10 protein-coding genes are annotated in these 10,661 nt (G+C 41.6%); 3 read left to right on the top strand and 7 right to left on the bottom strand.

Annotated features, from left to right (window positions below; genetic code table 11):
• Positions 1–375 precede the first annotated feature (375 nt).
• The 4 genes from recR to apt form a co-directional block, all read right to left on the bottom strand.
• Positions 376–975 carry a recombination mediator RecR gene (recR, locus tag ACPEH5_RS20040; protein ID WP_042848149.1) on the bottom strand — a complete coding sequence of 200 codons (600 nt, stop codon included), beginning with the start codon at positions 973–975 and terminating at the stop codon, positions 376–378.
• The gene (locus ACPEH5_RS20035) at positions 975–1,304 is read right to left on the bottom strand and encodes a YbaB/EbfC family nucleoid-associated protein (RefSeq protein ID WP_004260403.1); all 330 of its coding nucleotides are present in this window, start codon (positions 1,302–1,304) and stop codon (positions 975–977) included. Before ACPEH5_RS20035 ends, recR begins: the two co-directional genes overlap by 1 nt.
• Before the next feature lie 48 nt (positions 1,305–1,352).
• Positions 1,353–3,275 carry a DNA polymerase III subunit gamma/tau gene (gene dnaX / locus ACPEH5_RS20030; RefSeq protein WP_281110628.1) on the bottom strand — a complete coding sequence of 641 codons (1,923 nt, stop codon included), beginning with the start codon at positions 3,273–3,275 and terminating at the stop codon, positions 1,353–1,355.
• Between the two features lie 111 nt (positions 3,276–3,386).
• Positions 3,387–3,938: an adenine phosphoribosyltransferase gene (gene apt, locus ACPEH5_RS20025; RefSeq protein WP_042848155.1), complete on the bottom strand. Its 552-nt coding sequence runs from the start codon at positions 3,936–3,938 to the stop codon at positions 3,387–3,389.
• A 143-nt stretch (positions 3,939–4,081) separates the two neighbouring features.
• Here apt and priC point away from each other — a divergent pair, with 143 nt between their 5' ends.
• Together priC and ACPEH5_RS20015 are read left to right on the top strand one after the other, a co-directional pair.
• Positions 4,082–4,630, top strand: coding sequence for a primosomal replication protein PriC (gene priC / locus ACPEH5_RS20020; protein WP_042848158.1), 549 nt, complete (start codon positions 4,082–4,084; stop codon positions 4,628–4,630).
• A 27-nt stretch (positions 4,631–4,657) separates the two neighbouring features.
• Positions 4,658–4,834 carry a DUF2496 domain-containing protein gene (locus tag ACPEH5_RS20015; RefSeq protein WP_042848160.1) on the top strand — a complete coding sequence of 59 codons (177 nt, stop codon included), beginning with the start codon at positions 4,658–4,660 and terminating at the stop codon, positions 4,832–4,834.
• Here ACPEH5_RS20015 and mscK read toward each other — a convergent pair.
• The 3 genes from mscK to acrR form a co-directional block, all read right to left on the bottom strand.
• Positions 4,831–8,211, bottom strand: a complete 3,381-nt coding sequence (gene mscK / locus ACPEH5_RS20010; protein ID WP_131680963.1) for a mechanosensitive channel MscK — start codon at positions 8,209–8,211, stop codon at positions 4,831–4,833. The genes ACPEH5_RS20015 and mscK overlap by 4 nt on opposite strands.
• A 106-nt stretch (positions 8,212–8,317) precedes the next feature.
• Entirely contained in the window at positions 8,318–8,671 is a 354-nt protein-coding gene (locus ACPEH5_RS20005; RefSeq protein WP_042848163.1) for a DsrE/DsrF/TusD sulfur relay family protein, read from the bottom strand.
• Positions 8,672–8,683: 12 nt separating this feature from the next.
• Entirely contained in the window at positions 8,684–9,334 is a 651-nt protein-coding gene (gene acrR / locus ACPEH5_RS20000; RefSeq protein WP_042848164.1) for a multidrug efflux transporter transcriptional repressor AcrR, read from the bottom strand.
• A 134-nt stretch (positions 9,335–9,468) separates the two neighbouring features.
• Here acrR and ACPEH5_RS19995 point away from each other — a divergent pair, with 134 nt between their 5' ends.
• Positions 9,469–10,656: an efflux RND transporter periplasmic adaptor subunit gene (locus ACPEH5_RS19995; protein WP_042848165.1), complete on the top strand. Its 1,188-nt coding sequence runs from the start codon at positions 9,469–9,471 to the stop codon at positions 10,654–10,656.
• The last annotated feature ends 5 nt before the right edge of the window (positions 10,657–10,661 follow it).

Raw genomic sequence — 10,661 nt, 5'->3', positions numbered from 1 at the left:
TCAGTATGTGACCCGAGTCGCCGAGTGTAGCCCCCACGACTCAAATTAGTAACTGAATTCTGTAGGGTGATTTTAGAAAAACGAAATCAATACTACCCTCTAAATAGTTCAAGTTGTAGGTAGGCGGCAAATGAGGAGATCTCGGGGAGCATACATCAGTATGTGACCCGAGTCGCCGAGTGTAGCCCCCACGACTCAAATTAGTAACTGAATTCTGTAGGGTGATTTTAGAAAAACGAAATCAATACTATCCTCTAAATAGTTCAAGTTGTAGGTAGGCGGCAAATGAGGAGATCTCGGGGAGCATACATCAGTATGTGACCCGAGTCGCCGAGTGCAGCCAACACCCCTACAGCTTGAAATATGACGAGGATATTACAGTCGAGAGCGGCCGGAGAGCGAATGAGACAGCGTCGTACTATCGACTAACTCTAATTCCCCACCCACAGGCACCCCATGAGCAATTCGGCTCGCTGCCACCCCATATTGTGCGCACATTTCCCCAATATAGTTTGCTGTTGCTTCACCTTCTACCGTCGGGTTTGTCGCTAAAATCACTTCTGTGATCGTCTCTACCGCTAAGCGTTCTTCTAACCTATCAAGGCCAATATCTATCGGACCAATACCGTCCAATGGCGATAAATGCCCCATAAGAACAAAATAGCGCCCTGAAAATTGCCCTGTTTGTTCAATGGCATAGATATCTGCTGGGCTTTCGACAACACAAACTAAACCATTTTGCTGACGACGCGGATTCGCACAAATATTACAAACCTCTTGTTCGGTAAACGTTCTGCAATCACGGCAATGACCAATTTCAGACATTGCACTTGTGAGAGATTGCGCTAAACGCATCCCACCGCTCCGGTCACGCTGTAGAAGATGGAAAGCCATACGCTGCGCTGACTTTGGCCCAACGCCGGGAAGACAGCGCAACGCTTCCATTAATGATTCAAGAAGCGGACTTGTTTGCATTAGAATGGCATCTTAAAGCCTGGTGGTAATTGCATACCACTAGAAACGCTCGCCATTTTCTCTTTTTGTGTCTCTTCAATGCGTCGAGCCGCATCGTTAAATGCCGCTGCAATCAAGTCTTCTAACATTTCTTTGTCATCTTCTAACAAGCTAGGGTCGATCTCAACACGGCGGCAATTATGCGAACCATTAATTGTCACTTTCACTAAGCCAGCACCAGACTCGCCTGTAGCTTCAAGTTGAGCGATTTCTTCCTGAACTTTTTGCATTTTATCTTGCATTTGCTGGGCCTGTTTCATCAGGTTACCCAATCCACCTTTACCAAACATAGTTTTCTCTCACAACTGAGGCTACAGATTAACCAATATACTGTAGCGTTAAACGGGGCGAATACTTTCTTCATCCAACTGCGCATCAAACATAGAGCGAAGTTTTTGAATCGTCTTATCCGCAATAATTGACTGACGAGCTTGCGCCAGTTTCTCTTCATAAATCGCCTGTCGCCATTCTAGTGGTGTTTTCACATCACTATTATCATCATGAACGATTTTCAGTTCAACAGAACGACCATACTGCTCGCTCAGAGCTTCCTCTAGCGCTTTATGCGCTTGGGGCTTATCGAGGTGCTTCTGAGATGAACGCAAATGTAAAACAATTTGCGACTCACTTAATTCTTCTATATATGAATTCAAAGCTAATTGTTCAACCAGCTTAGGAATATTTAATTTTGCTATTGTCCCGGACCAGCTGTCTCGCTCCCGCCCTTCTTCAATAATTTTTACTGCTAATTCAGGGGTTTTCTCATATTCTAACGCTTCTTTGATCTCACTTGGCGTCGTAACGGCATCTTTTTGAGCCATTGTTTCTTTGTTCTGAGCTTTCCACTGATACGGCTTTGGTTTCTGAGCTTTCACCCCTTGTGAAGCTTTGTTTTCCACATTTTGTTGGTGTTTGCTGGTCACGGCGGCCAGCCTTTCTAGTGCTGATACCGCCGGCTTAGCCTTTTCAGACGTCGCCGGTTTAGCCTTTTTTAGGCCAGGGTCCTCGCTTTGGGGTGATTGCAGGGTCTGCCTAGCTTTTAATAACTGCAAGGTTGGGCTATTTTCTGGCAAATTCTCTGCACGAGTTTGTGGCGGCGCTCCCCTTTGAGGTGCACTCTGTGTTACCGTTTGTGTGATCACCCGAGGAGGCGCTTCAATTTCTTCGATTACACTTTTAGGGTGAAATGCCAGTGCTCGCAATAAGGCCATTTCTACCCCCATACGCCGCTCAGGTGCATAGGGCAATTCTTTTCTTCCTACCAACAAGGTTTGGTAGAAAAGCTGTAAATCTGCTGGAGAAATAACCCTTGCAACTTGCCGCAAGCGCCCGTCTATCGAAGATGGGTCTGTTTCTTGCTCCGCAGGAAGAAGTTGGATCATCGCGATGCGGTGTAACTGGGTTAAAATTTCAACCAGTAAATTCTCCCAGTCCGCACCTCGGCTAGCCGCTTGCTCCACTTGGGTCATCACGGCGATGCTATCAGCACGGACTAATGCCTCAATGATAGCTAATGGTTGCTCATCATCCAGTGTGCCAAGCATTTGGCTCACTATGTCAGCAGTTACCTTGCCTTGCCCCATCGCGATGGCTTGGTCTGTTAAACTTAATGCATCACGTAAACTACCATCAGCGGCTCTCGCTATCAGCTGGCGAGCACGCAGGTTATGTTCAATATTTTCAGCATTAAGAATTAATTCAAGTTGTTCGCTAATTTGAGTGACATCTAACGCTTTTAGATGGAACTGCAAGCAACGTGACAAAATAGTCACGGGAAGTTTTTGTGGGTCAGTCGTCGCCAAAAGAAATTTTACGTGTTCTGGCGGCTCTTCAAGGGTTTTCAACAAGGCATTAAAGCTATGACGTGACAGCATGTGGACTTCATCAATCAAGTAGACTTTGAAGCGACCGCGTGCTGGTGCGTATTGGACGTTATCGAGTAATTCGCGGGTATCTTCCACTTTAGTTCGTGAAGCTGCGTCAATCTCAATTAGGTCGACAAACCTGCCCTGTTCAATTTCCAAGCAGTTGACACATTGACCACAAGGGGATGCCGTGATCCCTTTTTCGCAATTAAGACCTTTGGCAAAAAGGCGAGCAATCGTCGTTTTCCCTACGCCTCGTGTGCCCGAGAAAAGATAGGCGTGATGAAGCCGCTGGTGCTCCAGCCCATTAGCAAGTGCAGTCAAGACGTGTTGTTGGCCAACAACGTCTGAAAATTTTTGAGGTCGCCACTTACGGGCAAGTACCTGATAGCTCATGGTTCCCACAGTAATTTAACATGATACGTGAATAAATATAATCTTAGTACATGCTACCACAGCCTCAACCCTTACGGCGAGGTTGTGATAAAAATAGAGGGAAAATAAAGATTAGTGCCCAGGGAATTCAACTAAGCTGTAAGAAGATACGCCTTCTTTTTGTAGCCGCTCCACACCACCAAGGTCAGGTAAGCTAATGATAAATGCGGCTTCAACCACATTAGCACCGAGCTGCTTGATCATTTTAACTGTTGCTTCGACAGTGCCACCAGTTGCTAATAGGTCATCAACAACCAATACATTATCATTTGGGGTAATGCTGTCTTTGTGGATTTCAAGGGTATCGGTACCGTATTCAAGGTCATAAGTCATACTTAATACTTCACGCGGTAGTTTCCCTTTTTTACGTACAGGAACAAAACCAACACCTAAACGTAATGCGACAGGTGCACCGAATAGAAAACCACGTGCTTCAGTCCCTACAATTTTAGTAACCCCTTTATTTTGGTAATGCTCAACTAACATATCAATGGTTGCTTGGTATGCTGCTGGGGTGTTTAACAAAGTCGTGATATCACGAAAAATCACACCTTCGATTGGATAATCTTGAATAGATGCGATACTTTCTTTAATCAATTGCAGTTGTTGCTCTTTAGCGGTCATAATAAAAGCCAATATAGTAAACACGAAAGTGTAGAATTTATGTAAAGTACCATAAAAATGCAACAAGAAGCCGACTATTTGCAGTTGCTTTTGTTGCTGAATATCAATATTACGCTATTTTTCACATTTAATGAGAATAAAAAATGAAAATCCCCGCTCTTTTAGATGCGTTAAAAAAGCAGATTGATGAATTAGAGACGCGAGTGAGCCCAATAAAGGACCTTGAGTTTTCGCATTCCCGCTTTGATGTGCAATTATTTAATCGTAAGTCGACGCGCCTTGGTGATTGCCAAAACGAGTTAAAAGCGCTTTATCTACAGCTTTGCCATAGTGTCACGCTAAACCATGCAGAGCAGGTCAATTTCCTCACAGAAAAAATCGTTCACCAGATACAGGCAATTTCTCGTGAGATTTCGACACAACCCTTGCGGGAGAAAGAATCAACATTTACCAAGAAGAAAGAGCAGATTGATTTATATGAACGTTTATCACAACATCAAGACTACGAACGCCGTTTGCAGTCAATGGTCAGTGAAAAAGAACTTCACCTAAGCCAACTAACGGATCATCGTTTACAGCACCAATGCCAAAAAGAACTTGCCGTATTGGCAGGCCGTTTATACCGTTGCCGACAAGCACTGTTACGGATAGAAAAAGCTATTGAGCACCAAGAAAACCAATATTTTGATTAATCAACATTAACGACAAAAGGAATTGCCATGTCTTCGCTTAAAGATGCACCGCTAGAAATACAGCTTGCCGTTGATTTGATTTATTTATTAGAAACCTCAGAAATAGACACAGATATCGTACTAAAAGCCCTTGATATTGTTAGAAATGACTATATTTCGAAGCAAATGCAGGCGGCCCAAGCCACCTGCACGAAAGACCGCTAATTAGCTAAGTTGCCATCACCGTCTTTTAATGTACGCTTGACTTCTTGCACTTCATCCCCTTGGCTATTATGCAAATGAACTTCTAGTTGGTTGAAGGCAATATCAATATCATTTTCTCTACATAGTTTGTCTATCGCTCGGTTTATTTCATCATTCGTTACAGACCGATCACCAATTTGGCGTACGTAAAAACGCAATTCGTGATCTAAAGTACTCGCGCCAAAACTAGTAAAATAAACATTAGGTGCAGGTTCTGTCATTACTTTGCTGTTACTGGTCGCCGCAGATAATAAAACTTGCTTAACTTTGTCGAGATCTGACCCATAAGCAACACCAATTGCTATCGTTACCCGTGTGACGGTGTCTGAAAGCGACCAGTTGATCAACCTTTCAGTCACAAAAGCCTTATTGGGAATAATGACCTCTTTACGATCGAAATCAACAATAGTAGTCGCTCGGATGCGGATCTTACTCACCGTCCCTGAATATTCGCCGATCGTCACCGTATCACCAATACGAATTGGCCTTTCAAATAATAAGATGATCCCAGAAACAAAGTTAGCAAAAATTTCTTGTAAACCAAACCCTAAGCCAACGGTTAAAGCAGCGGCTAACCACTGTAATTTATTCCAAGTTACGCCAATCATCCCCAGCGAAGCAATCGCTCCTATACCAATAATACTGTAAGTTAATATGGCTTTAATGGCGTAGGTTGAGCCCTGACGCAACTTCAAACGAGATAATACCAGAACTTCCAATAACCCAGGTAAGTTATGCGTCATCACCCATGACACAACAATAATCACTAACGCTAAAATTAAATTGGCAAGCGTCACGTATTGTAAAATATTGCCACCTTCCGCCGAAGTCGCCGTGTAGCCCCACAAATTCACGCTGTCTAAGAAGGAAAAAATCGTAATAAAGTCAGACCAAATAGCATAGAACGCTAGTGCAAAGATAATAAATAAGACCATTGTCATTAAGCGCAACGACTGTTGGCTAATTAAATCAATGGCCATAGGGGGCTCTTTAATTGGCTCATTTTCTGTCTCTTCTTGCTTAGACATCGCACGTCGTTCAATAGCTCGTTGATACGCAAGCTTTCGAGCGACTAATGTCAACCCCCTCAAGCAGGCATTATAAGTGATATGCCACAGCAACAATAAATATAAGCTGTCTATCCAACGATTCGTCAAACGTAATGTGGTGTAGTAGTACCCCGCCATCATCAACCCCACTAAAATCAATGGTGAAAATGTCAGTAGTGCCACAACAATACTCCGAGTTAAATGACTGCCCCTTTCTTGCCAAACCCGCTTACAAAATGGAGTGGTAAAAATACACAGTAGCACTAAGGAAATTAACACTACTAGCTGACCAATCACATCTTCTGACACTTTTAATGGATTGCTAATTCCGTAAGTCGAAAAGAAAATAAGCGGTAACAAAGGGATAGATAATCTGAACAGACCACGTCGAGCAAGTGTTATTTTCTCTTTTTCGATAGCAAAGTGTTTTTGCGCGATACCTTGGGGTTTAAGTACCCGATAAGTTAGCTCAAATAACACCCAGAAGATGGCTAATTGCTGACAAAATTTCCAAACAAAGGGCCCTTGAGCATTACCTGTTTTCAAAAACCAATAACCAATAGCTAATAAAAACAATGATACTGGCAAGGTCTGCATTAACGTTAATAATAAGGCAAATGGTGTACTTAATACGCTGTCACTACGTAAACTTGAAAGGTGCTGGTCGATATCCTGTAATCGTCGATTAATCTTACGGTTAAACCAAATAAAAATTAGCGCGACTAACACTAACGGAATAACCACCAGCAAAGAGTTACTGACGCCCTTCATAATGCTACGGCTTGAAATGGATAAATCAACATTGTCGAATTGTGCAGTCGCCGCTTCGGGAAAGGCTTTCAGCCATTCTAAATCAATCGGTTTATTACTGTTCACCCAAAATATTTGCTGTGCCAATATGTTTTCAAGAGAACTCACAACACTCAATAATTGGTTTTGATCTAACTCTAAATTAATTGCTTGTGAAATTTGCCCTCCGAGTTGTTGATTCAGCTCATCTAACAACCCTCGGCGAACTTCCAACAGTTTTATTAAAACCGCTTTGTCTTCCTCTGATAATAAGGTTGACGCTTCTGGGTCATCCCCCGTTTTAACCTCTAATTGCTGTTCTAATTTAGTGATGTAATCACTGGGTTGGTATAGTTCATCACGCTGCTGATTAATATCAAATTGTTCAAGGCGCAAATCAGCAATTGTCGTAGGTAAGTTTTTAGTTAAAATATTAGCGGGTAAATCAATTTGTTGTTGAAATAAAATTCGAGATAACAACAAACTACCTCGTAATACATTGATCTGTTCTTTTAAGTTTCGCTCTGATTGTGTCGCTCTTTCAAGCCACGTTTTAACTCGTATACCATTTTGTACTAATTTATTACTGTCTTCTGTCACCGCAATAAGCCGATCACTTAATGTATTATTAATCGCAATTTCTTTTTGAATAATCGGGTTTTGTTGAACGTTAATATCTGTTTCAGAGGTACTCAATGCTTCACGTACCGTCGATTGGGAATCATTAAGCCGACGGTGGCTAATTTCAGCTTGGATCTGTTGAATGTAGACTTCGAGCTGTTCAATATAAGCCGCGGTATAATCGCGTTGTTTTTGCAATACATCTTGCAATTGGGTATTGCTTTGTAGAATGCGTTTTTGATACTCATTTTGCTGCTGTAATAGATATTGTTCTACCAGTAGCATATTGATTTGGGTTGGCCTTAAGCTCACCACATCGTCTTGTGTATTATTTAATTCATTACGAATATCTTGCAAACGCTTCGCATTTTCTAGCATCAGCGCTTGGGCTCGTTCAGGTTGAGTTTGTAACCCTATCAATTGACTACTGTAGGTAGCGAGGTCACTGTGTTCAACTTGAAGGTTTTCTAGGTAAGATGATTTCAATGCTTCTAATTGGGAAAGTGTGCTTTTTTGAATTTGTTCAGCGAAGTTTGCTGCAACTTGTTTATTTTCTTTTTTTATTTGCTGTAAACCTTGAACCGCTTTTCTCGAATCTTCACTGGTATTGTTGAGTTTTTCTTGTAGTTCTTCAGTTCGTTGTTCTAATTTACTCAGTTCCTCATAAAAATCAGATGTTTTTTCTAAATCCGCTAACGCTAATTTATCATCTTCATTCAAGGCACTTTTTTTATTCAATGCATCGAGTGCACTTTTAATCTCATTTTTACTCGGTAAATGACTCGTGGTTAATGCGTTAACAGGATAGGAAAAAAGCACTGTGGCAAATAATAAGATTATGCTAATTAAATGTAGCCAATTCCGTTGTTGTTTCATCATAACAACATCCCTATATACTCATAATAAGCTTTCACATATTGTTTTATTACACAAAGTGCTGATAAACAACTATCAGCACACTAGGTAAATATTGCACGACCCCAGACTAGAACGTTAATACTTTCTCAGCACTTAATGTCCAACTGGCGAGTTCAACAAGCGTCCCAACTTCAACACCGTCCGCTAAAGCAAGTTCGCTAATTCCTCGTGCATCCGTACATGTTTTACACAATTTCACGGGAACATTTTGTGCGGTTAAAATTTCTAACATCTGTTGAAGATTATAACCTTCTTTGGGTTTTTGCGCAGCCAAGCCCGCAGCCACTGCATCTGACATTAAGAAAACTTTTAAATCCAACTGTGAATTTTGCTCTTTTAAGGTGATCGCCAAACGCAATGAGTTAAATAATGTTTCACTGCCGTAAGGTGCGCCATTGGCAATAATCAGGATAGATGACATTTTACACTCCAATTATTCAGTTTGAATTGGTTTAAGCCGTATTGCGGCATTACTTTTTAAAGTCTCTAATAGTGTATCAACCAATGTAATGGTGTGTTGATTTATATTGAAGTTTTCTGTCTGGAGTAGCCAGTTTTCCAATAAACCTGACATCAAAGAACGGATCATAATAGCAGCGCAGTCGACATTTAGGTCTGCCGGTAATTGCCCTGCCGCAATACACGAGTGTAAGTTTTCAACAATTCGACATTGGCTAGCAACATAATTAGCCCGTTTAAAATCAACTAGCGCCGCCATTTCACCGACTAATTCGCACTTCAAAAAAAATATTTCCATCAGAGCGCGGTTTTTAGGGCTTTCAATGAAATCAGTTAAAATAAAAACTAACAATTCTCTTAGTATTGAAAGTGGATCATTGGTATATTTAGAACGATAATATTCTTCAGCTTGTACAATTTGGTTATCACCAAACTCACAGGCTTGATAAAAAAGATCAACTTTATTTTTGAAATGCCAATATATCGCCCCACGGGTAACCCCGGCGGCTTTTGCAATATCGGCTAATGATGTGGCAGAAACGCCTCGTTCAGAGAATGTTTTGATAGCAGCATCTAATATTTCCTGGCGAGTTTCTTCAGCCTGTTGTTTAGTTTTTCGTGCCATTGTGACCCGTTTCTATCGAAAGCTGATTTACATACAATCGTGTATGTTTGTACTATAGCACAGTGATAAATCATATTGTTTACCATTTTTCTTATTTTTGTTTTGAACTCATATTGATTAATTGAGGTTAACTTATGCGAAAAAACAGAGGGGTGTTACCTCTGGCTCTGTTGGTTCTTTCAGGTGGCTTAGCTTTATCCGGTTGTAACGACGAACAACAAGGTGGCGGAGAACGCCCGGCGCCTGAAGTAGGAATTGTTACGCTTAAAGCCGAACCTCTGACGCTCAAAACCGAGTTACCAGGCCGTACATCTGCATTTCGTGTTGCTGAGGTTCGTCCTCAAGTTAGTGGCATCATTTTGAAGCGCAACTATAAAGAAGGTAGCGATGTCGAAGCTGGCACATCTTTGTACCAGATTGACCCTGCACCATTCCAAGCAACCTATGACAGTGCAAAAGCTGAATTAGCGAAAGCGCAAGCAAATGCAAATTTAGCAGGATTGACAGTTAAACGTTATAAACCACTGTTAGGCACTAATTACATTAGCCGTCAGGAATACGACCAAGCAACATCAACTTATGCACAAGCTCTTGCTGCTGTTAAAGCGGCTGAAGCCGCAGTTGAAACTGCACGTATTAACCTGAACTATACCAAAGTAACTGCGCCAATCAGTGGTCGTACTGGTAAATCGAATGTCACTGAAGGGGCATTAGTTTCTACTGGTCAAGCAACTGAGTTAATGCGTGTTCAGCAACTAGACCCTATCTATGTAGACGTCACTCAATCAAGCGATGATTTTTTACGTCTAAAAAATGAGATAGCCAAAGGTGCTGTCCAAAGAGAATCTGGTCAAGCCCCTGTAAGCTTAATCAGTAATGATGGCCTAGAATACGCACAAAAAGGTGTTCTCGAGTTCTCTGATGTGACTGTTGATGAAACAACAGGTTCTATCACAATGAGAGCCGTTTTCCCTAATCCGAACAAAGAGTTACTTCCAGGTATGTTTGTTCGTGCGGTATTAGAAGATGGCATAATTGAAAAAGCGATTTTGGTGCCACAACAAGGGTTATCCCGTACAGCTCAAGGGACTTCTCAAGTTATGGTCGTCAACGCTGAGAATAAAGTTGAAGTCAGGGCGGTTAAAGCTGGTCAAGCTATTGGCAATAAATGGCTGATAACTGATGGCTTACAAGAAGGTGATCGCATCATTGTCATCGGCTTACAAAAAATCAAACCAGGAATTGTTGTGAATCCTAAGGAAGCTAACTTAGAAACGCAATCCATAGACAATCAGGCAAAACCTGAAGAAAAGTCTAAATAAGGGAG

The sequence above is a fragment of the Providencia sp. NPDC089933 genome (genome assembly GCF_049545585.1).
GTDB lineage: Bacteria > Pseudomonadota > Gammaproteobacteria > Enterobacterales > Enterobacteriaceae > Providencia > Providencia huashanensis.
This window is presented reverse-complemented; position numbering and strand designations above follow the sequence as displayed.

What these genes read in the sequence shown, in the direction of transcription:
- ACPEH5_RS20005 (WP_042848163.1), bottom strand. Translation starts at nt 8,671, where the DNA reads ATGTCATCTATCCTGATTATTGCCAATGGCGCACCTTACGGCAGTGAA.
- recR (WP_042848149.1), bottom strand. Translation starts at nt 975, where the DNA reads ATGCAAACAAGTCCGCTTCTTGAATCATTAATGGAAGCGTTGCGCTGT.
- ACPEH5_RS19995 (WP_042848165.1), top strand. Translation starts at nt 9,469, where the DNA reads ATGCGAAAAAACAGAGGGGTGTTACCTCTGGCTCTGTTGGTTCTTTCA.
- ACPEH5_RS20015 (WP_042848160.1), top strand. Translation starts at nt 4,658, where the DNA reads ATGTCTTCGCTTAAAGATGCACCGCTAGAAATACAGCTTGCCGTTGAT.
- acrR (WP_042848164.1), bottom strand. Translation starts at nt 9,334, where the DNA reads ATGGCACGAAAAACTAAACAACAGGCTGAAGAAACTCGCCAGGAAATA.
- apt (WP_042848155.1), bottom strand. Translation starts at nt 3,938, where the DNA reads ATGACCGCTAAAGAGCAACAACTGCAATTGATTAAAGAAAGTATCGCA.
- ACPEH5_RS20035 (WP_004260403.1), bottom strand. Translation starts at nt 1,304, where the DNA reads ATGTTTGGTAAAGGTGGATTGGGTAACCTGATGAAACAGGCCCAGCAA.
- mscK (WP_131680963.1), bottom strand. Translation starts at nt 8,211, where the DNA reads ATGATGAAACAACAACGGAATTGGCTACATTTAATTAGCATAATCTTA.
- priC (WP_042848158.1), top strand. Translation starts at nt 4,082, where the DNA reads ATGAAAATCCCCGCTCTTTTAGATGCGTTAAAAAAGCAGATTGATGAA.
- dnaX (WP_281110628.1), bottom strand. Translation starts at nt 3,275, where the DNA reads ATGAGCTATCAGGTACTTGCCCGTAAGTGGCGACCTCAAAAATTTTCA.